A 23544-nucleotide genomic window follows, 5' to 3' on the forward strand; every position below is an offset into this window, starting at 1 on the left:
CCGCACGACATCAAGGGGCAGGGCATCTATGTGTATGTCACCCTTAAAAACGGTGAAGAGCCGAACGAGCAGCTGCGCCTGGAACTGAAAAACTGGGTGCGCAAGGAGATCGGCCCGATTGCTTCGCCGGATGTGATCCAGTGGGCGCCGGGGCTGCCGAAGACTCGCTCGGGCAAGATCATGCGGCGGATTCTGCGCAAGATTGCGACGGCTGAATATGATGGGTTGGGGGATATATCCACCCTGGCCGATCCAAGTGTGGTGCAGCATCTGATCGACACTCACAAAACCATGATCGCTTCATAAACTACAAAAAAGCCATGGCGAGCATGAAGTTTCGCCCGGTCATTTACCGGGAGGAGCTTCTTTGTCGATAGCTGTCCTTCTCCAAGGCAGCAATCGGCCCAGAGTGTGTAAAAACGCCTCCGCGAACCCTTGCTATGATTTCTGAGGACTTCATCGCAAGGATCGCCCATGAAACGCTTTATTCAAGGTGAGCATCGAGGTCAAAGCACCTTACTTCCCGAGAGCCTCGACGACTACGTAAGTGATACCAATCCGGTGCGCGTAGTCGACGTCTTTGTCGACGAACTCGACCTGGTCAATCTGGGTTTTGAAGGTGCCATTCCAGCCGATACTGGCCGGCCTGCTTACCACCCCGCGATCCTGCTGAAGATTTACATCTACGGCTATCTCAACCGCATCCAGTCGAGCCGACGTTTGGAGCGAGAAGCCCAGCGCAACGTCGAGCTGATGTGGCTGACCGGCGTTTGATGCCGGATTTCAAAACCATCGCCAACTTCCGAAAGGACAACAGCAAGGCCATCCGAGACGTCTGTCGCCAGTTCGTTGTGCTGTGTCAGCAGTTGGGACTGTTCGGAGAAAATCTGGTCGCCATCGATGGCAGTAAATTCAAAGCAGTCAACAACCGCGACCGCAATTTCACCAACGCCAAACTGAAGCGGCGAATGGAAGAAATTGAATCGAGCATCAGCCGTTACCTGGCGGCACTCGATGCTGCCGATCGGCAAGAACCCGCAGCTACCGAGCCCAGCACCGTGCGGTTGGAAGAGAAAATCGCCAAGCTAAAAACTCAGATGAAAGAGCTTCAGGCGATCGAAATTCAGCTCAACGAATCGCCGGATAAACAGGTCTCACTGACCGATCCCGACAGCCGCTCCATGATGACGCGTGGCACGGGAATCGTCGGCTACAACGTGCAGACAGCGGTCGATACTCAGCACCATTTGATCGTTGCGCATGAGGTGACTAACGTCGGTTCCGACCGCGATCAACTCAGCTCGATGAGCATCCCTTCGGGACGCTCAAACAATGGATGGGTGCGGCGCACTTCCTGACGCGAAAGCTGGCCGGGGTGAGTGTGGAGATGAGCTTGAATGTGCTCGCCTACAACTTGAAACGGGTCATGAAAATTATCGGTGCCCACAGATTGATGAAGGCGCTATCGGCCTAAAAAGGCTGACTTTGGACCATCCCCAAAGCTGTAAAAACAGCGTTGACGTGTTCCAGGTCGCGACTGATGCGACGCCGCGGCGTTGACTGCGCAATCGCTCAGTCAACGAGCGTCGATGATCGAATGCGATGAGGCCATGAGCGTTTTTACACACTCTGGGCCATAAGCGGTCGGTGACAGGCCAGTGGCAAATCGAAAGCAAGCGGGCGCGCTATCACCGAATTAACTAAATCTTATAGCGATGCCCTGACCACCAATGGACAATCAACTGGCTGGGCTCCCGATACGTCGAGGGTCTCGATCAGGTGCCGGGCAGCCTTGCGACCGATCTCGTAGTACGGCAGTTGCACCGTGGTCAGCGGCGGGATGAACAGCTCAGCAATACCGATCATGTTGTCGTAGCCGAGCACGGCGACATCGTCGGGAATTTTCAGGCCACGGCCCAACAATAGCTGATAGGCACAAAAGGCAATGCGGTCGTTGCCACAGATCAGAACATCGAACTGGGGACGACCCTCGATGATGTGCCGGTCGAGGATGGCTGCGGTTTCACCATAGGCATCATGATCGGAAAGGTCGTATTGCAGCAGTGCGTCAGGCGCCAGGCCGAATGCCTGACAGGCACGCTGCAGGCCTTTTTGTCGCAGGCCCCAGGCCAGACTTTGTTTGGGCAGATTGATACACAGAGGGCGCCGATAGCCTTGGCTCAACGCGTGATGTACGGCGCGATACTGCCCCGATTCGTCGTCCGGCACATAACTGACCAGGTGACTGTCATCGGCCAGGCAATTGGCGAGTACCAGGGGTTTGCTTTTCAAGCGCTCGGGAATGCACACCTGGCGAAACCCCATGGCGCTGAAGATCAACCCGTCGGGACGGTGCGACAACATCAGGTCGATGTTCTGGTCGGTGGGCGGGTTGCTCAACAGGTTGAGGATAAAGACATTCCAGCCGGCTTGCTGTGCGGTCTGTTCGATGGACAGCAACAGTTCGACCGCGAACGGTGTGGTCGCGGTGTCCAGCGCGAACACTCCGATAGTTCGCGACTGGAGGTTGTCGCCGCGCATTTTGCGCGCCGACAGGCTCGGTACGAATTGCAGTTCATCAATGGCACGACGCACCCGCAGAAGGGTTTCGGGGCTCAGTTTTTCCGGGTTATTGAGCGCTCGAGAAACCGTCATCAGGGACACGCCGGCCAGCTGTGCAACGTCTTTCACTGAAGTCATGCGAGGTGAGGCCGGTCAGGTTGACGCAGAATCATGACACAGGGCCCGGGCTTCTCGCGACTCGAATGACGTTGCTCATAGCCATCCGCCGCTCATAGCCATCCAGAGCCGAGAGGCCATGCCTTGGGAATCGAGACACGCCCGCCACTCCCGCTTGCCAGAAGCTTCACGCCCAGACTGTCGGGCCGCGGATAGAGGCGACTGCTGAGGCTGAAGCGCCCGTTTTCGTCGAACACCTCGATGGACGAGCGATCGAGAAACACGCGCAGTTCCAGTCGCTCTTGTGTCGGGTCTATCGATACGCTGCGCTGGCCTGTGACTTGCGCACCCGAGCGGCTGCGATCAAGCACCAGGCGATGCAGTGATGCATCGTAGTAGAGCAGGGTTTCTTCACGGCCATCATCGCTGCAACGCAAGGCGATTCCCAGATGGCCGTCGGTGCAGCCGAGCAAATCCAGCTGCACATGGATTTCGAGACTGTCGCCATTCATTTCCCGCACCCATCGGGCTCCCGACTCATCCCACCAGGGCGTGCCTGGCAATGGCGCCTTGCGCAGTGCGGTGAGCTCCCGTGCCGGATACACGCAAAGGCGATCGGCACACAGTTCAAGTTCGCGCGGCAAACCGAGCATGCCGCACCAGTGATGGGCCTGGCTCGGCATCGGGCTTTCCCACATGTCGAGCCACGCCCACACAAGGCGCCGACCGTCGGCGGCCAGTAGCGTTTGTGCGGCATAGAAATCGTGGCCGTTATCCAACTCGATAAAAGGCCCGCCCGTGAAGTGCCATTCGCTGTCGAGTCGGCCCACTCGATAACCGGTCTGGTACTTGTTGAGCCGTTCGTAACCCTCGGGTTGCATGCCCTGGGGGGAGTACAGCAGCACATCGCGCCCGTTCAGTCGGAACAGATCCGGGCACTCCCACATATAGCCATCGCCCTCGCTGCCGCTGGACACATAATCAAGGAACTCCCAGGCGTGCAGATCCGTGGAACGGTATAGCGGCAGTAGCGGTTTATCACCCAGACGCGCGCCGGCAATCAGGTACCAATAGTCATCCTCCTTCCATACCTTGGGGTCACGAAAGTGCATGATCGTGTCTTGCGGCGCGTTCTCGATGACGGCGCCATGCTTGACGAACCGGATGCCGTCGGTGCTGGTGGCCAGGCACTGGACTTGGCGGATCGAGCGTTCGTCACCCACTTCCCCCAGCCAAGTGTGTCCGGTGTAGATCAGTGCCAGGGTATCTCCACACACCACTGCGCTACCGGAAAAACATCCGTCACGGTCGAAGTCATCGCCGGGTGCCAACGCAATGGGCAGGTGCTGCCAATGAACCAGATCGGCACTCTTGGCGTGGCCCCAATACATCGGGCCCCATTTCGCGTCGAAGGGGTAATGCTGATAGAACACGTGATACTCGCCACGAAAGTACACTACCCCGTTAGGGTCGTTCATCCAGCCTGCCGGGGGGGAAATATGATAACCGGGTCGATAATCCTGGATGACGCGAGACAGGCCGTCACCCAGTGCGCGCTGCGCAAGGTCAAGGGAAGAAGACATTGGGTCGCTCATGGTATTCAAAGATAAGGTCATAGGGCGCGTGCTCGGACTGAGCGTAGAGAGACGTCATCCAGCAGGGTTTCAATGGCTTGTGGGTGGCGACTCAAGGCAGTGCCGTCGGCGTCGAACAGGTGCAGATTGCCGAACTCCAGCTGCAGTTCGACCTGATCGCCCACCTGCCATCCGGCGTTGACCTCACAACGACAGATCAGTGGCTCGTCCTGACCTGTATCGAGGTGCACATAGGTTTCACTGCCCAGGTATTCGACCCCGGTCACGACGACGCCGGCAGTTCCCAGCGCCGCCTTGAGCGACACGTGTTCCGGGCGAATCCCCAGGCTCAGCGGGGCGTCCGCCGCCAGGTTCGAGCTGTCGAAGGGCAGGGAGGTCATACCCAGGACGGGAGTATCGACCAGGCTGGTTTCACCCGGGGCATGCAGGCGCGCCGTCAGAAAGTTCATTCTGGGCGAACCGAGAAAACCGGCGACAAAACGGCTCGCTGGGCGCTCATAGAGTTCGCGCGGTGAGCCGACCTGCTCTACGCGACCGCCATTGAGTACAACAATTTTGTCGGCCAGGGTCATCGCTTCCACTTGATCGTGGGTGACGTAGATCATGGTCGAGCCCAGTCGATCATGCAGCCGGGCGATTTCGTTGCGCATCTGCACCCGCAAGGATGCATCCAGATTGGAGAGCGGCTCATCGAACAACAAAATGTCCGGCTCACGCGCCATGGCTCTGCCCATTGCCACACGCTGGCGCTGCCCTCCAGACAGTTCTTTTGGCTTGCGTTGCAGCAGTTTGTCCAATTGAAGGATTTGCGCTGTTTTCAGCACACGCTCGCGCAGGCTGTTCTTTTCAGTCTTGGCCAGTTTGAGACCAAAGCTGATGTTGTCGTAGACGCTCATGTGCGGGTACAGCGCATAAGACTGAAACACCATGCCGACGCCACGCTCGCGCGGCTCCAGGTCGTTGACGCGACGCCCGTCGATCAGCAGGTCGCCGCCGCAGATCGAATCCAGTCCGGCGATCAGACGCAGCAGGGTCGACTTGCCGCAGCCCGAAGGGCCGACGAACACCACGAATTCACCCGCCGCGATTTCCAGGCTGACGTCGCGAAGAATCCGCGCGCCGCCCAATTGTTTGTTCACGTTGTCCAGTTTCAATTTGATCACGATGCTGTTCCTTGTCTTTGTTGGGCATCAACCCTTTAACGCGCCGGCAGTGAGACCGGAAACGATTCGGCGCTGGAAAATCAGCACCAGAATCACCAATGGGACGGTGACCAGCACCGAGGCGGCCATCAACAATCCCCAAGGCAGCTCATGGGGGCTGCCACCGGAAATCAGGGCGATGGCGACCGGCACCGTGCGTTGCGTGTCGGTGAGGGTGAAGGTCAGGGCAAACAGGAACTCGTTCCACGCGGCGATGAAGGCCAATAAGCCAGTGGTGACCAGCGCGGGCCAGAGCAGCGGCAACAGCACCCGGGTCAGCGTGACCCAGGGGGACGCGCCATCCATGATTGCCGCTTCTTCCAGTTCATGGGGCAGTTGCCCCATAAACGTGGTCAGCACCCAAACGGTGAAGGGCAGGGTGAAAATCGTGTAGCTCAGGATCAACGCCCAGGACGTGTTGTACAGGCCCAGCGCGCGGATCACTTCGAACAGCCCCGACAGCACCGCGACCTGGGGAAACATCGACACGCCAAGCACCATCATCAACACCGTGCCACGCCCACGGAACTTCACCCGGCCCAAGGCATAGGCGGCGGTCAGGCTGAGGAACAGCGCCAGCGTCACCACACACAACGCAACCACCAGCGAGTTACCGATGGCCCGCAGGAATGAGGCTTGGTGGAGTACCGCCGCGTAATTGGAGAAATCGGGGTTATCGATCCAGTAGCTCACCTCGAACAAGGCGCTGGACGGTTTCAGCGAAGTCACGATGGCATAGTAGAAAGGGAAGACCGCATACAGCAGCAACACCCCGATCAGGCACCAGAACCCGAGGCGCAACAACGTTTTTTTCAGTAGGCGCGGGCTCATGACCGGACCTCCAATTGACGGCGTCCGAGGTAGAGATAAAGCATGGCGATGACCGCAACCACCAGAAACAGCAGCGTCGAGGCCGCGCTGCCGTAACCGACGTCCTGGAACTCCACCAGGTGCTGGCGGGCATACACCGACATGCTCATGGTGCTCGACGAGTTCGAGGTCAGCACATAGATCACGTCGAACACCCGCAGCGAGTCGAGGATGCGGAAGATCGCCGCGACCAACAAGGCGGGCATCAGCAGGGGAAGCGTGACACGCCAGAACACCCTCAGCGGATGAATGCCATCGACCCTGGCGGCCTCGTAGCAATCGCTCGGCAACATCTGCAAGGCCGCCAACATCAGCAGCGTGACAAAAGGGACGGTCTTCCAGACGTCGACGATGATCACCGCCCACATCGACAGGTCCGCATCCGCCGTCCAGGCCAGGGGCGCGTCAATCAGGCCGAGGCTCAGCATCAGGTGATTGATGATGCCGAACTGGTCGTTAAGCATCCATGACCAGATCTTCGCCGAGACAATGGTAGGAATCGCCCAGGGAATCAGAATCAACGCACGTACGAGGGAACGGCCGGTGAACTTGATGTTCAGCAGCAACGCCACCAGCAGCCCCAGCACGACTTCCAGTCCCACCGACACCACGGTGAAATGCAAGGTGTTGCGCACCGCGTTCCACCATTGAGGATCGACCAGGATGCCCGACCAAGTGGAACCGTTGTGGAACAGATAATTGCTTAAGCCTACGAAGGATCCGCCACTGGTGTCCGCCAGGTTGGCGTCGGTCAGGCTGAACCAGAATGTTCGGAGCAGCGGCCAGGCTGCCACCAGGGCCAGACACAGCAGCATCGGTGTCAGAAATAGCCAGGCGGCGCGTACTCGGCGACGTTGTACGGGCGTTTCCCTGGTGAGCAGGAGCTCGTCACAGGGGGCAGTAGTAGAGACAGACATGGTGATTTCCTTCCTTGTGGCTTACCAGTTCCGGCGTTTGATGCGCGTGAGTTCGCTTTCCAGTTCGGCCAGCGCCTGATCGACAGGCAACTCGCCCGCCAGCACGCCATGCACTCGATCGAAGAACGCATTGGAGACCCTTGGATAGCGATCGGCAGTGATGGAGGCGGGACGCATCACCCCATCGTTGAGAATGCTGTGCAGCTGAGCGTAATAAGGCATTGCCGCGAGCAGTTCGGGGTCTTGATACAGCGACTCGATAACCGGGTTGTAGGCGCCTATCAGGGCACGATGTTTTTGCTCTTGGGCACTGGTCAGGTAGCTCACCAGTTCTGCGGCAAGTTTTGGATGGGCGCTGTAACGCGATACCGCCAGGCCCCAGCCACCGAGGGTGGAGGCATGGCTGCCGGTCTCGCCGCCGCGGGGCAGGGGAGCGACCCCGACCTTGTCTTTTACGGCACTGTCCTGGCTTTGCACCAGAGCCCAGACATAAGGCCAGTTACGCATGAACAGCGCATTTCCCGATTGGAATACACCCCGGCCTTCTTCCTCGGTGTAATTGAGTACGCCCCGCGGGGAGATGTCTCCCACCCAGCTTTTCGCCAGGGTCAACGCTGTTCTTGAGGCCTGGCTGTTGACCACGATGTCACCTCGTGGATTGACCAGTCCGCCTTCCGGTTGGCTGCTGATCCACTCCAGTGCATTACACGTCAGGCCCTCGTAGGCGCGCCCCTGAAAGATGTAACCCCACGCATTGGGGTTCCCGGCGTTGCGCTCGGCTTGCTGAACAGCCCTGGCCGTAGCGGTCATTTCCTCCCAGGTCTGGGGAACCTGCTTGGCGTACTTATCGAGCAAGTCCTTGCGGTAATACAGCAGGCCTGAGTCGGTGAACCACGGCATCGTCACCAGCCGTCCGTTCACCGTGGCGTTATCGACCTGTGCCTGGAAGTAGCCTTGGGTCGCGTTGGCGGGAAGCGCCTCGCGCAGATCCAGCAGATGTTTGGCTAGCATCCCTGGCCACACCATATCGATCTGAATGATGTCGATGTCGGAGGACTGCGCACTGAGGATCTGTTGGTAGAACGACAACCTCTCGGTCGCCGAGTTAGGCGTGGAAACCACCTCGACGTGGTTGCCGGTCTGTTTCGACCATGCCTCGACAGCCTCCTTGCAGAGTTGTAATTCCGCACCCACGGCACCGCAGGAGATCGTCAAATCGGCTGCACTCGAGACGGATGGAAGCCCGGCACAGAGGGTGAGTAGTGCTGCTGGAAGGAGAGATTTGAGCAGTTTCATAAAGCCCTCTTTATTTTTGTTTTTAGAAAAGTTAACGTTAACATCGCCAAATGTAGCAGCGTATTTGCGATGAGGCATCTTTTTTTTCGTCGATTGCGACAATTCGCAACTCATGAAAAATGGCCGGTCGCGGGAACAAAACAATAAAAACAAAACAGGAAATCCACATGCAGAAAGCATCAAGCTGGCTACTCGCAGGCGTGCTCAGCACCTCGGTGACGACCTCTCAGGCCGCTACTCTGGAAGAACGCATGGCCGCGTTTGAAGCCCGTGCCAGCGCCGCGGAAAAGCGTGCAGCCGCAGCCGAGCAGCAAACCCAGGCACTTGCCAGGGAATTGCAGCAGATCAAACTCGCCACTCCTCCCTTGCAGCCCGCCGCGTCTACTGCGGCAGTAATTTCGGCGCCCGCTTTGGATACCCGACTGGCAAAACTCGAAGCCCGTCAGCAAAGCCTGGAGAAAGAGGGCAGTACCGGACACCTCACTGATGGGTTCAGCTTCAACGGCTACGCCCGCTCCGGATTGTTGATCAACGATCGGCTGGGTGGTGGTCGTGGCGGCCCTTATGAAACTCCTGCCGGTTCAGTCGGTGGTGCAGTCGGGCGACTCGGTAACGAGGACGACACCTACATGCGTATAGACCTGTCGAAAGAAATCTATGCGCAAAACGGCACCCGTTCCAAATTCACGGTCTCCATCGCCGATGGTGTGGAAAGTTCCAATGACTGGACGGCCGACGAAAGCAAACTGAACGTGCGCCAGGTATTCACAGCGCTTGACCATGTCGCTGCGTTCAAGGGCAATTCAGTGTTCGAGAACGCCACCCTGTGGGCAGGCAAGCGATTCGATAGAGATAATTTCGATATCCACTGGCTGGACTCGGACGTTGTCTATCTGGCCGGCACCGGGGGTGGAATCTACGATATGCAGATGAACAAGAATTGGCGTTCGAACTACTCTTTGATCGGGCGTAACTACGGGGATTTCAGTCAAGGCGATCTTAGTGCCGATGTGGAAAGCTACATCCTGACCTCCAACCAGTTCTTCGAGGATGGTCAGTGGCAGTGGATGTTCAATGCCATCGGCGCAAAGAAAAACGATTTCGCTACCCGCACCAATGCAGCGGGTTTGACGCCTGCGGATTCCGGCTTGCACAGCATGCTGGCCAATCACCAGAGAAACTTTTTCGGCAGGGAAGGCTTCTTCAAAACGGCGCTGCTCTATGGGCAAGGTCTGGGAGCTGAGGTCAAGAACATCGGCTCGGATGGCGAACTCATCGACGATGCCCGCGCTCTGCGTCTGGCACTTTACGGTGAGACACCCCTTGCGCCTGACTGGCGCATCGGGCCCAGCTTGCTGGCCGAACAGAGCAAGGATAGATACGTCAAGGGTGACGACTACCGCTGGCTGACCCTGAACGTGCGTTTGGCCAATAAAATCAACAGCAATTTCGAGATGGCCTACGAAATAAGCTGGCAAACCATGAACCTCGACCCGAAGGACTATCTACAACGTAATGCGGTCGACGGTAACTTTTGGAAATTCACTGTCGCCCCGACATTCAAACCTGAGGTTGGAGATCTTCTTACACGTCCCGAATTGCGAGTGTTCGCAAGCTTCATGAACTGGTCTTCGGATCTGGACAGATTCAGTACCACAGACTCCTTTGGCATGACGGACTTCAAAGCCGGAGGTGTATGGCAATACGGTATACAAATGGAAACCTGGTTTTAATACTTGAACGCGTCCGGCCAACATCTGCTTTGAAGTTGGCTATGAAAACTTCTCTAACTTCAACAAACCCTGCCTTTCATCAAAGCGCATTGAGTAAGTGATTACCGGTCGATTTTGATCAGCCAGCAGTTCCCTACGACAAAAAATTGAGGAAATGACGATGGTATTGCCTCGCGCAGTAGTGTTTGGCGAAGCCCTGACCGATCTTGTCCAAGGCACTCCTGGACAGTGGAAGGGCTACCCAGGTGGTGCTCCCTGGAACGTTGCACGAGCGCTAAGTCGCTTGGGTGTCAGCAGTGCTTTTGCTGGGTCGGTGAGCATGGATTCACTGGGTGACGAGATAGTTTCGCAGTCGGAAGCAGCAGCATTGGATATGAGGTTTATCCAACGGGTAGACCGAGATCCTTTGGTCGCCATCGTTCCATCGAGCCGTCCCCCAAGATACTTTTTTGCTGGAGATGCCGATCTGTTTTTTGATCCAGATCTGATGCCCGAAGGATGGATCAACCAAGCAGAGCTGTGTCATTTCAGCTGCATCAGTTTGGCTCGACAGCCACTCGCAGACAAGCTGGTTAAAGTTGCTCAGCAGGCCAAAAAAGCCGGTAAACGGATTAGCTATGATCCGAACTGGCGCAATTTAATGGATAGCCATTATCGGGAGCAGACCTTCCCTACGATGACCACCCTTGCTGACATGATTAAGCTTTCCGATGAAGACCTTCGGCAAATTTATCCAGGGCTGACAGAACACCAGGCAATGGATGAGCTTCGCGCTCTTAATCCTCAGGCGCAGATCCTTTTTACCCGAGGAGAACACGGGATGATTCTCCACACCCCGGACAGCCAACTCGATCAGCCGGCGATTGCCGTGAAGGTGGAAGACACGGTTGGAGCAGGAGACGCTTGTATGGCTGGTTGGCTGGCTGCGCAGTTGCTGGGGATCGTGGACTTGAGAGAGCGCCTGCAATTTTCAGCGGCTTGCGCATCCATATCTTGCCGCCATGCCGGAGCCCATGCTCCAGCGCTAGCTGATGTGGAAGGTTTGCTGCAGCTGCTAAAACATACTTGACCATGGTTGCCGGCGCCGAGGAGTTGTCTAAGTAAAAAGACGCGACACCGACCCTGGCCATAAGCGTTGCTGGCTCGGGGTTCTGGGGCTCAATGATTACTCACGAGCGAAAGTTGCTCGGTATGTGCGTTGAGATCATTGCGCAGGTTGGCGAGCATACTCTCTATTGCACGATTGCTGTTGAGCTCGGAACAGGGGATGCCGGTAGAGAAAAGATCTATCCGGCCTGTCTCTGGACTGTAGATACGAACAGTAAGACAGTTGTCAGATGAAACTGAGCATGCGCAATACATCGGGAGAAAGCTTCTCTCGATCAGGTATCGAAGCTCTAGACTGGAAAGCATGGTGGCTACCCTCAACAGGAGCCAACCAAGAGACTCATGCTATAGCGCGTAAAATCAGGAGCGTGTAACGATTGCACGCTAGATCACCTTACCCTTGACCTTGGCGGAGAAGGTTACTTTTCAGTCTATGCTTTATCCGGCACCAACCATTAGATCGTTTGGCAGCAGCCTGCAATCGGCTAGACAGAATCAGCAGCGGTGCAATATGCGCCTTAACACACCCGCGCGGGGCTTTTCGTATCTGCACTGTCATGCATCCGTAACACCCGTCACGCACAATGCGGTCAGCCAAAGGGATTTGGCCCATCTACAGAGAGCCCGGCCGACGCCGGGCTTTTTCGTATCTGCGACATGCTTTTCACGAAACGCTCACAGAATGGAGCGCAGATTGAACGAACAAAAGGATTTGACCCCGTACAGAAAGCCCGCCACTGAGCGGGCTTTTTGCTGCCTGCTACGCTTTTCCTCACACAAAGGAGGCGTCAGCAAGTTGAACAAGGTGCGCTCGCCATCGCCACTGCGCAAAACCGGTTATCCAGCGTGAATCGAATCATGGTCCGGAGGCTAAGCCAGTCCCGCGGAACTAGCTTGTGCGTTCCTGAGTTGAATACCTGACGCGATGCTCGCTCAACATCAACGTCGCTATCGCAACCAGCACAGGTACAAAGGCAAGCGCACAGATAACGGTCCAACCGTATCGATTCAATATACCTCCCGATGCAAACGAGCCGAGTACCATGGCGCCAAAGACAATGAAATCATTGAGCGCCTGGACACTGTTTCTTTCGCTTGTTTTATGGCACTGAAGGACGAGCGCAGAGGCGCCGACAAAACCGAAATTCCAACCAATCCCTAGAAGCACCAAACATAGATAAAAGTGGTAGGACTGCACGCCGGCAAGCCCGACAGCAACAGAAGCGGCGGTTAACATCAACCCCATCAACACAACGCGGTTTGCCCCAAAACGGTGGATCAGATTTCCAGTGAAAAAACTGGGTGCGTACATAGCAATGACGTGCCACTGCAATGCCAGATTCGATGATTCCAGTGAAAGATCCTCATGCTTCATGGCTAGTGGGGCCGAAGTCATCAGGAAATTCATCAAGGTGTAAATAATGACACCACAGAGCATGGCGTTGATGAGTCGAGGCTGCCGAACAACCACCGCAAGCGGGCGACCTGGAGTACGAACAGCCGCCTCATGGCGTGGCAAATCGACACCTAGCAGCACCGCCGCCGAAACCACTGCCATTAATGCGGCTGCAACATAAGTAGCGATAAACAGGTGTGACTCCCATAGGTCCATCGTATAGGTGACCGTCTGTGGACCTAGTACACCCGCCACTAGCCCGGCAGCCATGACGATTGAAAGAGCCCAGGGCTGCCTGTTTTCTGGAACGCATTCTGCGGCGGCGAAACGAAACGTCAGCACCACAGCGGCATAAGCGCCACCCAACAGCATCGCAGCACAGAAAATGAAAAAGGAGGACAAATAAATGCCAATCGCAGCCAGCACTCCCATCAGGATGCCGCACAACGCTCCCAGCATAAACACGAGACTGCGCCCATAGCGCTGCGCAATCGCACCGGCAGGTAGAGTGCAGCTCGCCATGCCCACGACAAAAATGGAGATAGGCAGCGTCGCCAATGCTTTATCCGGTGCAAGCATGTCTCCCACGATAGCGCCGGTTGCGTAGACGATGACAGAGTTACCACCCGCCAATGCCTGGGCGGTTGCCAGGCGAAAAATGTTGCTGTTCCCAGATGTGGCTGACACGACTTCTCTCCCTTGAATGAATCGTCCCTTAATGCAGCTGCAGCGTGCCGATTATCAATGAAAACTAATGGCCGCGCTGCTCCTTCCGATATCCAGGCGCCGGTACCGGCGCACGTCATCGATGCTGCATTTAACAGGCATCTCTGCCGACCCGTTGGCGCCTCTTACACACCGCCGTACTGATACACGGTCGCACTCCAATACTGGCTGCCGTTACCTTTTTGGCGAGCCCATCCGTCGGCCACCAGTTGATTGGCGATCATTCGATTCATAAAGCCATGACCGAGCAGCAGAACCGGTCCATCGCTGGCAAGGGACTGCAATCGTTTGGCTGCCGCGCTGGCGCGCATCCTCGCAGTGCCGGCGGATTCGACGTTGCGTGAGTAACCGCACAGCCATAAGACTCGAAGGATAAATGCCCAGGTAAACGGCGATAGCCGTGGCAGTTTCCAATGACCACAAGGTAGTTGTGCTTCGCAGAAAAGTGCGTCGACCAGTGCAGGCTTCAGGCCGAGCGCCTGGACGGAGGTCAGCGCACGAGGCGCGCTGCTTGAAACAATCACCGTGGCTGTTGCGGCGAGTTGCATACTGGCAGGGGGGACCGGGTGGTGGGTAATTTCGGATCGGTCGTATTGCTCGATCCAGTCTTTCATCTCGAGCGCTGAGATTTTGTCGGTTGCGGCCAGTTTTGGCTGGCCGTGACGCATCAGGATTATTTCCCTGTTCACAAATTGACGTCCTTGTTCTGGTGTGTGGTAAATGACCAGCAAGTGCGGTTTCGGGAACTCAAGGTACGCCTCCCGTACCCGCACAAAACCGCACCATGAGGCTCGAGATTATCGGCTATTGGACCAGAGGGTAATCCCGTCTGCGAAAGTCAGTTGTCGACCGTGACCGATGAGCTTTTTTTCTTCGAGGCGCGCGCACTGTGGTTTTCAAACCAGCCGTGATCACGGTACCACGCCACGGTGTCAGTGATTGTCAGCTCTAGCGCCCGGAAACTCAGGCCAAGCTCCTGTTCACTCTTGCGGTGGTTGAAGCAGGTGCGGTACTCCTCTCGTATCAACAGGCGCAACGTGGCCATGCTCAGCAGAATGGGCTTGCCGGTCAGGCGCGCATAGATCTCCTGCACAGTCGCCAGGGTGTATAGAAAGGGCAGCGGTAGTTGTCGAACGGGTGTCTTGACGCCCGCGATACGTCCTAGAACAGGGACCAGTTGACGCATCGTCATATGCCGGCCCGCCGCGAGATAGCGCTCACCTCGTCGGCCATGTTCGGCGGCAGCAATCAGTGCCGATGCCACATCACGGGCATCGACAACGGAGAAGCTGCCAGGGATCAGCCCGGGCAACTTGCCGTTCACGACATCGTTGACCAATTGTCCCGAGGAGGTCGGGCCAATGTCGGCAGGACCCCACATCCAACCGGGCAGGACCATGCAGGCATGCATCTCGGGATGTGCTTCCAGGAACGACAAGACGACACGGTCGGCGAGGATCTTGCTGCGGTAGTAGTCATCCGCGTCGGCGTCGGCCCGCAGACATGTCTCATCGATGGACGAGCCAGGTGCGCCGTCGAGCACGGCAATGGAAGACGTATGGACGAACCGTCGTATACCGGCGCGGTAGGCCTGGTGAATCAGGTCCCGCGTACCGGCGACATTGATTTTTTCGAGTTCCTTCCAGTGCCTGCCACCCTTGTAGTTATCGCGAAAGAACGCCGCGGTGTGAAACACCGTATCGCAGCCTTGCAGCGATGCCGCGAATGCGTCGACATCGGCCATGTCACCCACGACCAACTCCACCCCCGGCAGATTGTTGAACTGCTGTTCACCTTTGGCTCTTGAGCGGACCAGGCCTTTGACCGTGTAGCCACGAGCGACCAATTCACGCACCAGGTTGTTGCCCAGCAAGCCGGTTGCTCCAGTAACAAATGCGCTGCGCATGGCTCAACCCTCACCCTGTTCGGCTAACGGCATCAACACCGCACTGTCGAAGAAGGCCTCTTCACGGATGGCCAGCCCGTTTCTGAAGGTGAAGTGTGCGGCGTAGTGCACGGTAATATGGCGTCCATGGGGTGGAATCACCCGGCCTGGCAGCACCAGGGGTGCGGCGAAGGTGCCGGTCAGTAAGGCAGTCAGCGCTAAAAGATCATCAGCGACCATGAATGGGGTGAAGGTCACCTGGGCGTCAGGGAACGCTTCGAACAGCGCAGTCTCTCGTTTGCGCATGGATTCGCGACCGGTTTGAATCCCCATACCATCGAGGTAGATGAAGTCTTCGCAAACCAACGCAAGCATCGCCTCCACATCACGGCGATTGAAGGCTCTTGAGGCGCGTTCCGCATAGTCGTTGGGGCCAGTAGTCATACAGTTCATTCCATTCGTTTCGAGGGCCTGTAGATATACCTTTGAGGCCTCTCCCGAAAAACAGCGACTACTGCATAATGGATTTGCACATATGCAGACCAGGGAGGACAGGACGCATGGCGTTGCAAGCAAATTGGGACGATCTTCGTCTGCTGTTGGCAGTCTCGCGGCGAGGCAGCTTCCTTCAAGCTGGCCAGTTGCTGGGTATCGCGGCGTCTACCGTGTCCCGCCGCCTGACCCAACTTGAGGTCGCACTGGGCGAGCCACTCGTCGAGCGGGGCGTTGAAGGATGCTGGTTGACCTCGCGGGGCCAATCCCTCGTGGAAGTTGCCCTGGCAGCGGAAGCTGGCTTGAGGCGTCAAACCGCTGCTGGCATATCCGAGCTACACACAGAGCTATCTGGCAGTGTCCTGGTCAGTGCAGGAGAGGGGTTCTCGTCTTGTGTGCTGGAGGCCGCGAGTCGCTTCACTTCTCTGCACCCGCGTTGCTCGGTGGAGCTGATGGTAACAGCCGACTTTCACAAGATCGTCCGCGGTGTGGCAGACATTGCTGTACGTACAGCTCATCTGGGTGAGCCGTCGCTGATTTATCGACCAATAGGCCGGCTCGCCTACGGTGTCTTCGCTGATGCTGGTTATCTGAAGCGGTTTCCAGGGGTGACCCCGGCCACTGCGGTCAATGTTGCTTTGCTTCCCCCGCTGGACATGTTGCCGCAAATGCGTGCGGCAAAGGCCGGTGGTCTGGACCGCGCGCAGATCAGCGTGAACTCGTTCGCCGTGCAGCTCGAATCGGTGAGGCGAGGTATGGGGGTGGCCGTACTGCCCCGTATACTGGCGAAAGATCTGATCGGGTTGTTCCCGGATCTCCACCTTCCAGATATGGAGGTCTATCTGGTGACCCGGCCTCAGGCATTAAAGCAGGCCCACATCAAATGTTTTTTTGCCATCCTGGAGCAGGTGTTGCTCGAAGCCCTATCCATAGAAAATGTCGAAGGTTACCTCTTAGGGGGCGACCCGTGAGTATCGGAGGAATAGCGATCTCTACTGCGTACCAAATACCCACTCAAAGGATGAGCACATGAGCCGTACCGGCCATATCTGCCTGATGGCGACCTATAACAAATGGATGAACGAAAAGATCTATGGAGCGGCCAGGTGCTTGTCCGATGATGAGCTCTCAGCTGATAGAAAAGCGTTCTTCAGGTCGATTCTCGGGACGCTAAACCACGTGGCAGCCGGAGACACTGTGTGGCTAAAGCGATTCGCCAAACATCCAGCGAACCACTCGGCATTGGAGCCGGTGAGGCGACTTTCTGATCCGAAAAACCTTGACCAAGCGTTGTTCTCTACTATTCGAGAACTCTCAGTGTATCGAGAGAGGCTTGATCAGATAATCGTCGAATGGGCTAACTCTATTACAGAGTCCGATCTCGACCACACCCTCCATTACGCCAGCTTGAAGGGTGTAGTGTCCGACAAGGATTTTTACGGCCTGGTGATGCATTTCTTCAACCATCAGACCCATCACCGTGGCCAGGTTACTACGCTGCTTTCACAGGCTGGTGTCGACATAGGTGATACAGATTTAGTCGTCCTCATCCCATCCCGATCCAGCGTATGAAGAAAAGCTGGATACCAGTATTGAGAATTCACAGCCAAAGAGGGCAATTCGATTCGGATCGCACTGATTGCATCGCTGTTGCCCTGGCTTAATCCATGACGAACACCTCGCACCGCTGGTGGTGAACGAGCGATGTTTTGGCCTTGCGGCACCGAGTGACGAACACTGGTGCGCCGCATTCCATCGCCTTGCTCGGACTCGGCACTTTTACAGACTGATCACCGCGAAGCGCGGCGGTGGTCCGGTTCACGCTGGACAACCGGTTTTGCGCGGTGGCGATGGCGAGTTCACCGGCAGGGTGCCAGCGGCCGTCTGGCGACCCACCTTGAACCATGCGGCGTACAACGCCGGGACGAAAAAAATCGTCAGCAGCGTCGCCACGGTCAGGCCACCCATGATCGCAATTGCCATCGGCCCCCAGAACACACTGCGCGTTAGCGGGATCATTGCGAGCACAGTGGCCAGCGCCGTCAGCATTACCGGACGGGCGCGGTGAATGGCGGCATCCAGCACAGCATTCCACGGGTCGCGCCCTTCGGCGATCTCGATCTGCACTTGATCGATCAGGATCACCGCGTTGCGCATGATCATGCCACCCAGTGCGATGATGCCCAGGATCGCGACGAAACCCAGTGGCGACTGGAACACCAGCAGCGCCGGCACAACGCCGATCAGGCCCAGCGGCGCGGTCAGCACCACCATCCACATGCGGGAGAAGTTCTGCAGTTGCAGCATCAACAGCAGAAGGATAGTGACCATCATCAGCGGGGCCACAGCCAGCAGCGCCTTGTTGGCCTTGTCACTTTCCTCCACCGCGCCGCCCACGTCGATGCGGTAGCCCGACGGCAACTTCGCTTCGATATCCTTGAGCAACGGCTGGATTTCTTGCGTCACCGATACACCTTGCTCGCCATCCTTCACGTCGGCACGCACCGTGATCGCCATGTCGCGGTTGCGGCGCCACAGTACCGGCTCTTCCAGTTCTGAGCGCACCTGTGCGATTTGCGACAGCGGCACTACCGTACCCTGGCGTGTGTAAAGGTTAATGTCTTTCAGTGTGTCGAGGTTCAAGCGTTCCTCAGGCACGGCACGGGCCACGATGTCGATCAGGTCCTCGCGCTCACGCAGCTGCGACAGGGTTGCGCCGTTCAGCACTGTCTGGGTCGCCAGCGACACGTCGGCCGGCGTGAGGCCAAGCGCGCTCGCCTTGTCCTGATCGAGCGCCACTTTCAGCGTGCGCACCGGGTCGTTCCAGTCGAGCTGAAGGTCGCGCACCTTCGGGTTGGCCCCAACCACCTTCTCCACGTCGCGGGCAATCTGGCGCACCACCTGGGTATCGGGGCCTACGACGCGGAACTGCACCGGGTAGCCGACAGGTGGCCCCAACTCGAGCCGGGTCACGCGCACCCACGCCTGTGGAAATTGTTGGTCAGCCGAGGCCACCAGCCGCGCACGTACTCGCTCGCGCGCGTCCAGATCCTTGGTCATCACAACGAACTGGGCAAAGCCCGGATTCGGCAGCTCGGGGTTGAGCGAGAGATAGAAGCGCGGTGCGCCGGCGCCGGTGTAGGCGGTATAGAAACGCACGTCCTCGTCCTTCGCCAGGATCTCCTCCATGTGCTTGACCTGCTCGGTGGTCGCGGCGAACGAGGCGCCTTCCTTGACGCGCAGGTCAATGACCAGTTCAGGACGCGAACTGTTGGGGAAGAATTGCTGCGGCACTAGCTTGATACAGGCCAGAGCAAGCACCAGGGCGCCAAACGTTGCACCGATGACCACCCAGCGGCGCTCGATGGCGGCGTCGATCAGGCGGCGCAGGCTGCGGTAGAACTTCGTGTCATACATATCACCATGCTGGTGCTTGCCCAAGTCGTTGGGCAGCATCTTGACCGCCAGGTACGGCGTAAAGATGCCGGAGCAGATCCACGAGAACAGCACCGCGGCGCCGACGATCCAGAAAATGCCGCCCGCGTACTCGCCGGTGGTGGACTTCGAGAGGCCGATCGGCAGGAAGCCCACGACGGTGATGAGTGCGCCGGTCAGGCGCGGCATGGCAGTAGACTGATAGGAGAAGGCGGCGGCCTTCACGCGGTCCATGCCGGTTTCCATCTTCGCCACCATCATCTCGATGGCGATGATGGCGTCATCCACCAGCAGTCCCAACGCGATAATCAGCGAGCCGAGCGAGATGCGCTCGAGGTTCCAGCCCATCGCCAGCATCACCAGCGCCACGCCGCCCAGCACCAGCGGCACCGTGGTCGCGACCACGAGGCCGGCGCGCCAGCCCAGGCTGGCCAGGCTCACCGCGATCACAATGATCAGCGCCTCGGCCAGCGCGTGCGCGAAGTCGTGAATAGCATCCTTCACCGTGGTGGGTTGGTCGGCCACGAGCTCCAGCTCCACGCCGTGGGGAAGTTCCGACTGGATCCTGGCGACAGCCGTGTCCATCGCCTTGCCTAGGTCCACGATGTTGCCGTCGCTGGTCATCGTGATACCGAGTATCAGCACTGGCTGGCCGTTGTGGCGCACCGTGTAGGTCGGCGGATCCTCAAAGCCACGGGTAACGGTCGCAATGTCGCTGAGCTTGATCTGCCGGCCGCCTGCGGCGATGGGCACGTTGCGGATAGCCTCTTCGCTGGCGAACTGGCCGCTTACGCGTACCATGACGCGGTCGCCGCGGGTGTCGATCTGGCCTGCGGGCAACAGGGCGTTCTGGCTCTTGAGGCTTTCGGCGATGGCCAACGGTGTAATGCCCAGTGCTGCCAGGCGTTCGTGCGAGAACTCGACGTAGACACGCTTGGCCTGCTTGCCGATGAGATCGATCTTTTTGACCATCGGCACCTTCAGCATCTGGCGCTTGATGTCTTCGGCCGCGTCCGACAGGTCGGCGTGGCCGACGCCGTCGCCCTTGATGGCGTACATCAGGCCATACACGTCGCCGTACTCGTCGTTCAGGATCGGGCCGATCACGCCGTCAGGCATCTCGAGGCTCAGGTCGTTGAGTTTCTTGCGCGCCTGGTACCAGGCCTCGCGCTGGTCAGCCTTGGAGGTTCCGCCGCGCACGGTGAGCGTCATGCCTGCGTAGCCTTGCCGCGCGTAGGTGACCACCTTTTCGAAGTTGTCGATTTGCTCGAACTTCTTCTCCATGCGATTGAGGACCTGGTCCTGCAATTGCTGGGCGGTGGCGCCCGGCCAGATAACCATGGCGGTCATGGAGGGCACGGAAAAGTTCGGATCCTCGAGTTGACCGAGCCTGGTGAAACTGAAGGCACCGGCCACCGCGACAATGATGAGCATGAACAGGACGATGGCGCGATGGCGCAGCGCCCAGTCGGTGAGGTTGAAGTTGTTCATCGGGCGGCCTGCTGCGTGATGTTTGCGTCAATAATCTCTGTACCGGGGAGCGCGACCTTCAGGCCGGATGCCATCTTCTGGACGCCGGCGGTGACGACCAATACGCCGGCTTGCGGCCCGGAGACGAGCACCTCGTCGTTGCGGTAGCCCCACACCGCCACACGCTCCAGTTCGACGATGCCTACCGGATCCTTGCCCGCGGGCGTGACCACCCACAGCGCCGGCTGGCCGCCGTTTTGCGTCAGGGCAGTGGCTGGCACTGCCGCCACAGAGACACTTGTCATGACTCGCTCGGCCATCACCGTGGCGGTGGCGCCCAGCGGCAGCGCCTGCATTGGCTTAAGCCGCGCGCGATAGGTGCGCGTCTGCGCCGCAGCCTGCGGCGATAGCTCGCGCAGCGTGACATCGAAGACCTCGTTCGGCGCACTGGCCAACGAGGCCTTGAACTGCGCGTCCTTGAAGACGGACAACTGATCCTCGGGCACGTCGATGACGATCTCGGATTCATCCGGATTCGCAACCGAGACCACGGGTTGGCCCTCCGCCACGACCTGGCCTGCCTCGAAGCGCACAGCCGTGACAACACCGCTACGGGAGGCGCGCAGCACGGTGTATTTGAGCCGGTTGCGCGCGAGCTCAAGTTTTCGCGCCTCGGCCTCGGCGGTCGCATGCGCGGTTTGAGCATTGGTCTGCGCGCGCTCGTTGTCGGCCGCACTGACCGAGCCGTCAGCCTTCAACGCAGTCAGGCGCTGGCGGTCCGAGTCGGCCTGGCGCGTCTGCTCGACAGCAATCGTCCACTGTTGTCTCGACGCTTCCTCAGCGAGGCGGTAGTCGCTGTCGTCCAGCACAGCCAGTACGTCGCCTTCGCGCACAAACTGGCCTACCTCGACCTTGCGCTGCGCGACCTTGCCGCCTACGCGGAAGGCTTGGTCGACTTCATGCCGCGATTGCACGGTGCCCACGTATCGGCTGCTTTCGCGGGCATTGTCGTAGCTAATTTCAACGGTGCGTACCGGTCGTGGTGCCTGCACGGACGGCTGATCCGGGCTGCACGCGCAAAGCATAGCGGCGACGGCCAAAACGCCGACCGTAGTAAGGGAATTCTTCAAGACGGTTCCTCTTTGGAAAACGACAGATTCTTAGGAAAGTGGTGGCCGGTCGGCTTTGGCGGATGCGGTTGGGTTGGAGGGTTGTTCGAACACCTGCCAGCCCCCGCCCAGTGCCTTGTAGAGCTGCACGCTATCGAGCAGCAGGCGGGTGTTGCTTTCGTTGGAATTCAGGCGTGCCGCCAGGCGTGCCCGCTGCGAATCCAACAGTGGCAACAGGTCGATTTGCCCGCGGTTATACAGCGACTGGGCGCGGTTCTGTGCAGCCTCAGAGGACGCGGCGGCCAATTGCAGCGACCCCGAGCGGCGGCGTTCCTGCGCAAGCGTGACGAGGGCGTTTTCCACATCCTCGAGCGCCCGTACGATGCCGTCTTCCGCGCGCAGCAGCGCCTCTTGTTGAGCACTTTCGGCCGCTTCGTTGATCGCTTGCGTGCGCCCGGCGTTGAAGAGCGGCATCGCCAACAGGCCCGCGACGTTGGTGAAGCGCGCAGCGCCGAGATCGGCACCGTTCAGGTTGAGACCCTGGCGGCCGAAGGAAGCGCCGAGAAAGAGCTGCGGGAACCACTCAGCTTTCGCTTGCTGGCGACGAGCATTGGCGGCGTCGAGTTGTGCCATCAGCGCCAGTACGTCAGGTCGGCGTTGCAGCAACTCGGCGGGCTGGCCGGGCTTGGCCTCGGGCACGTCGATCAAATCACCGCTTGAAGGCTGGATGTTTGTGGTGTTGAAAGACTGGTCTGCGGTCAGCACTGCGATACGGTGACGTGCCACCGCCACTTGGGTTTCCAGCGGCGGAATCTGCGCCCGCGCCGACAAGGCGTCGGTCTGCGCGCGTTCGACGTCGAAAGCGGATGCCAGCCCGACCTGTTGACGTGCGGTGACCAGACGCAGCGTCTCGTCCTGCATCGCTGAGATTGCGCGAAGCGTCGCGACCTGGCGCTGCGCACCGACCAGTGTGAAGTAGTTGCTGACCACGTCGCTCATCACCAGCAGGCGCACTCCACGCATGCTGTGTTCCGCGGCCAGCGCATCGGCGTCAGCCGCCGCTGCGCCGGCGCGCAGACGGCCGCTCAGGTCGAGTTCCCACGAGACGTCCAGACCCACACTGGTGGTCCTGGTATCCGGATAGCCCTGTTTCGTGGCCAAGTTGTAGCCGCTGCGGCGGTCACTGCCGGAGACGGATGCGCCGACGCTCGGGAGCAGCCAGGACTGGCTGACGGTTTCGCCGGCACGCGCCGCGCGCAGGCGCTCGGCGGCAATCTTGACGTCGCGGTTCTCGCGCGCTGCCCGGTGCACCAGATCCGTCAGCAACGGGTCGTGGTAGACCTCCCACCACGCCGCCTCGGGTTCCATTTCGGAGGCCGTGCTCGCGGCGAAGTTGCTCGGCAGGTCGACCGACGGCTTGACGACCGGCGTGGAGCAACCGGCCAGGGCGAGGGCGATCGAAGTGGCAAGGGCGGCCGCAACGGCGAGCCCGGCCGGGCGCTCGGCCCGTTTCAAGGTTGTCCGAGCGGTGTGAAGGGGCAGTGGAAAGGAAGCTGGAAGTCGCGGCATCGCATTGGACTCGTGAAGATTCGAGGTGGCATCAGCGTATGGCCCGGGGTGCGCGAAGTCGTC

19 protein-coding genes and 2 pseudogenes are annotated in these 23544 nt (G+C 58.7%); 6 read left to right on the forward strand and 15 right to left on the reverse strand.

Annotation, left to right across the window (positions count from 1 at the left end; translation table 11 throughout):
• Both AC1D1M_RS27845 and AC1D1M_RS27850 read left to right on the forward strand, forming a co-directional pair.
• A partial coding sequence (locus AC1D1M_RS27845; RefSeq protein ID WP_477778163.1) for an AMP-binding enzyme occupies window positions 1-306 on the forward strand: 306 nt, incomplete at its 5' end.
• 168 nt (window positions 307-474) lie between these two features.
• Window positions 475-1474, forward strand: a pseudogene (locus AC1D1M_RS27850) (IS1182 family transposase).
• A gap of 233 nt (window positions 1475-1707) precedes the next feature.
• On the opposite strand, the gene AC1D1M_RS27855 reads toward AC1D1M_RS27850, so the two are convergent.
• The 6 genes from AC1D1M_RS27855 to AC1D1M_RS27880 form a co-directional block, all read right to left on the reverse strand.
• Window positions 1708-2700, reverse strand: coding sequence for a LacI family DNA-binding transcriptional regulator (locus AC1D1M_RS27855; RefSeq protein ID WP_477778164.1), 993 nt, complete (start codon window positions 2698-2700; stop codon window positions 1708-1710).
• A gap of 92 nt (window positions 2701-2792) precedes the next feature.
• On the reverse strand, window positions 2793-4295 hold the full coding sequence (locus AC1D1M_RS27860; protein ID WP_477778165.1) for a glycoside hydrolase family 32 protein: 1503 nt from the start codon (window positions 4293-4295) through the stop codon (window positions 2793-2795).
• Window positions 4292-5437, reverse strand: coding sequence for an ABC transporter ATP-binding protein (locus tag AC1D1M_RS27865; protein ID WP_477778166.1), 1146 nt, complete (start codon window positions 5435-5437; stop codon window positions 4292-4294). The genes AC1D1M_RS27860 and AC1D1M_RS27865 overlap by 4 nt, the downstream gene beginning before the upstream one ends.
• Before the next feature lie 27 nt (window positions 5438-5464).
• Complete coding sequence (locus AC1D1M_RS27870; protein WP_015095827.1) at window positions 5465-6307, reverse strand: carbohydrate ABC transporter permease; 843 nt, start codon at window positions 6305-6307, stop codon at window positions 5465-5467.
• Window positions 6304-7263 (reverse strand): carbohydrate ABC transporter permease, encoded by a 960-nt coding sequence (locus tag AC1D1M_RS27875; protein WP_154980007.1) that lies wholly within the window; start codon window positions 7261-7263, stop codon window positions 6304-6306. Before AC1D1M_RS27875 ends, AC1D1M_RS27870 begins: the two co-directional genes overlap by 4 nt.
• Window positions 7264-7284: 21 nt before the next feature.
• On the reverse strand, window positions 7285-8559 hold the full coding sequence (locus AC1D1M_RS27880) for an ABC transporter substrate-binding protein (RefSeq protein WP_477778167.1): 1275 nt from the start codon (window positions 8557-8559) through the stop codon (window positions 7285-7287).
• 167 nt (window positions 8560-8726) lie between these two features.
• Here AC1D1M_RS27880 and AC1D1M_RS27885 point away from each other — a divergent pair, with 167 nt between their 5' ends.
• Window positions 8727-10292 carry a carbohydrate porin gene (locus AC1D1M_RS27885; protein ID WP_477778168.1) on the forward strand — a complete coding sequence of 522 codons (1566 nt, stop codon included), beginning with the start codon at window positions 8727-8729 and terminating at the stop codon, window positions 10290-10292.
• Between the two features lie 160 nt (window positions 10293-10452).
• Window positions 10453-11361, forward strand: coding sequence for a carbohydrate kinase family protein (locus tag AC1D1M_RS27890; RefSeq protein ID WP_477778169.1), 909 nt, complete (start codon window positions 10453-10455; stop codon window positions 11359-11361).
• Window positions 11362-11450: 89 nt separating this feature from the next.
• Here AC1D1M_RS27890 and AC1D1M_RS27895 read toward each other — a convergent pair whose 3' ends face one another.
• The 5 genes from AC1D1M_RS27895 to AC1D1M_RS27915 form a co-directional block, all read right to left on the reverse strand.
• Window positions 11451-11705: a DUF1652 domain-containing protein gene (locus AC1D1M_RS27895; RefSeq protein ID WP_477778170.1), complete on the reverse strand. Its 255-nt coding sequence runs from the start codon at window positions 11703-11705 to the stop codon at window positions 11451-11453.
• 583 nt (window positions 11706-12288) lie between these two features.
• Window positions 12289-13482, reverse strand: a complete 1194-nt coding sequence (locus AC1D1M_RS27900; RefSeq protein ID WP_477778171.1) for an MFS transporter — start codon at window positions 13480-13482, stop codon at window positions 12289-12291.
• Window positions 13483-13646: 164 nt separating this feature from the next.
• Window positions 13647-14189, reverse strand: coding sequence for a histidine phosphatase family protein (locus AC1D1M_RS27905; RefSeq protein ID WP_477778233.1), 543 nt, complete (start codon window positions 14187-14189; stop codon window positions 13647-13649).
• A 170-nt stretch (window positions 14190-14359) separates the two neighbouring features.
• Window positions 14360-15427: an SDR family oxidoreductase gene (locus tag AC1D1M_RS27910; RefSeq protein WP_477778172.1), complete on the reverse strand. Its 1068-nt coding sequence runs from the start codon at window positions 15425-15427 to the stop codon at window positions 14360-14362.
• A gap of 3 nt (window positions 15428-15430) precedes the next feature.
• Window positions 15431-15850, reverse strand: a complete 420-nt coding sequence (locus tag AC1D1M_RS27915) for a nuclear transport factor 2 family protein (RefSeq protein ID WP_159389643.1) — start codon at window positions 15848-15850, stop codon at window positions 15431-15433.
• A gap of 116 nt (window positions 15851-15966) precedes the next feature.
• On the opposite strand from AC1D1M_RS27915, the gene AC1D1M_RS27920 reads away from it, so the two are divergent.
• Complete coding sequence (locus tag AC1D1M_RS27920; protein WP_477778173.1) at window positions 15967-16869, forward strand: LysR family transcriptional regulator; 903 nt, start codon at window positions 15967-15969, stop codon at window positions 16867-16869.
• A 58-nt stretch (window positions 16870-16927) separates the two neighbouring features.
• Window positions 16928-17470 (forward strand): DinB family protein, encoded by a 543-nt coding sequence (locus tag AC1D1M_RS27925; protein WP_223616218.1) that lies wholly within the window; start codon window positions 16928-16930, stop codon window positions 17468-17470.
• 134 nt (window positions 17471-17604) lie between these two features.
• Here the strand turns inward: AC1D1M_RS27925 and AC1D1M_RS27930 are convergent.
• The 4 genes and pseudogenes from AC1D1M_RS27930 to AC1D1M_RS27945 form a co-directional block, all read right to left on the reverse strand.
• Window positions 17605-17762 (reverse strand): annotated as a pseudogene (locus tag AC1D1M_RS27930) (integrase domain-containing protein); the annotation flags it as partial.
• The gene (locus tag AC1D1M_RS27935; RefSeq protein WP_477778174.1) at window positions 17717-20824 is read right to left on the reverse strand and encodes an efflux RND transporter permease subunit; all 3108 of its coding nucleotides are present in this window, start codon (window positions 20822-20824) and stop codon (window positions 17717-17719) included. The pseudogene AC1D1M_RS27930 and the gene AC1D1M_RS27935, both read right to left, overlap by 46 nt.
• A complete protein-coding gene (locus tag AC1D1M_RS27940; RefSeq protein ID WP_223542262.1) occupies window positions 20821-21933 on the reverse strand; it encodes an efflux RND transporter periplasmic adaptor subunit in 1113 nt (370 codons plus the stop codon). The genes AC1D1M_RS27935 and AC1D1M_RS27940 overlap by 4 nt, the downstream gene beginning before the upstream one ends.
• Before the next feature lie 30 nt (window positions 21934-21963).
• Window positions 21964-23481, reverse strand: coding sequence for an efflux transporter outer membrane subunit (locus tag AC1D1M_RS27945; protein WP_477778175.1), 1518 nt, complete (start codon window positions 23479-23481; stop codon window positions 21964-21966).
• Window positions 23482-23544 lie beyond the last annotated feature (63 nt).

This window comes from Pseudomonas sp. P1_F7, assembly GCF_056405655.1.

Bases quoted from the DNA above. Each gene is read 5' to 3' on its own strand.
- AC1D1M_RS27870 (WP_015095827.1), bottom strand. From the start codon at position 6,307: ATGAGCCCGCGCCTACTGAAAAAAACGTTGTTGCGCCTCGGGTTCTGG.
- AC1D1M_RS27880 (WP_477778167.1), bottom strand. From the start codon at position 8,559: ATGAAACTGCTCAAATCTCTCCTTCCAGCAGCACTACTCACCCTCTGT.
- AC1D1M_RS27855 (WP_477778164.1), bottom strand. From the start codon at position 2,700: ATGACTTCAGTGAAAGACGTTGCACAGCTGGCCGGCGTGTCCCTGATG.
- AC1D1M_RS27895 (WP_477778170.1), bottom strand. From the start codon at position 11,705: ATGCTTTCCAGTCTAGAGCTTCGATACCTGATCGAGAGAAGCTTTCTC.
- AC1D1M_RS27860 (WP_477778165.1), bottom strand. From the start codon at position 4,295: ATGACCTTATCTTTGAATACCATGAGCGACCCAATGTCTTCTTCCCTT.
- AC1D1M_RS27945 (WP_477778175.1), bottom strand. From the start codon at position 23,481: ATGCCGCGACTTCCAGCTTCCTTTCCACTGCCCCTTCACACCGCTCGG.
- AC1D1M_RS27905 (WP_477778233.1), bottom strand. From the start codon at position 14,189: ATGCGTCACGGCCAGCCAAAACTGGCCGCAACCGACAAAATCTCAGCG.
- AC1D1M_RS27910 (WP_477778172.1), bottom strand. From the start codon at position 15,427: ATGCGCAGCGCATTTGTTACTGGAGCAACCGGCTTGCTGGGCAACAAC.
- AC1D1M_RS27915 (WP_159389643.1), bottom strand. From the start codon at position 15,850: ATGACTACTGGCCCCAACGACTATGCGGAACGCGCCTCAAGAGCCTTC.
- AC1D1M_RS27890 (WP_477778169.1), top strand. From the start codon at position 10,453: ATGGTATTGCCTCGCGCAGTAGTGTTTGGCGAAGCCCTGACCGATCTT.
- AC1D1M_RS27885 (WP_477778168.1), top strand. From the start codon at position 8,727: ATGCAGAAAGCATCAAGCTGGCTACTCGCAGGCGTGCTCAGCACCTCG.
- AC1D1M_RS27920 (WP_477778173.1), top strand. From the start codon at position 15,967: ATGGCGTTGCAAGCAAATTGGGACGATCTTCGTCTGCTGTTGGCAGTC.
- AC1D1M_RS27935 (WP_477778174.1), bottom strand. From the start codon at position 20,824: ATGAACAACTTCAACCTCACCGACTGGGCGCTGCGCCATCGCGCCATC.
- AC1D1M_RS27925 (WP_223616218.1), top strand. From the start codon at position 16,928: ATGAGCCGTACCGGCCATATCTGCCTGATGGCGACCTATAACAAATGG.
- AC1D1M_RS27875 (WP_154980007.1), bottom strand. From the start codon at position 7,263: ATGTCTGTCTCTACTACTGCCCCCTGTGACGAGCTCCTGCTCACCAGG.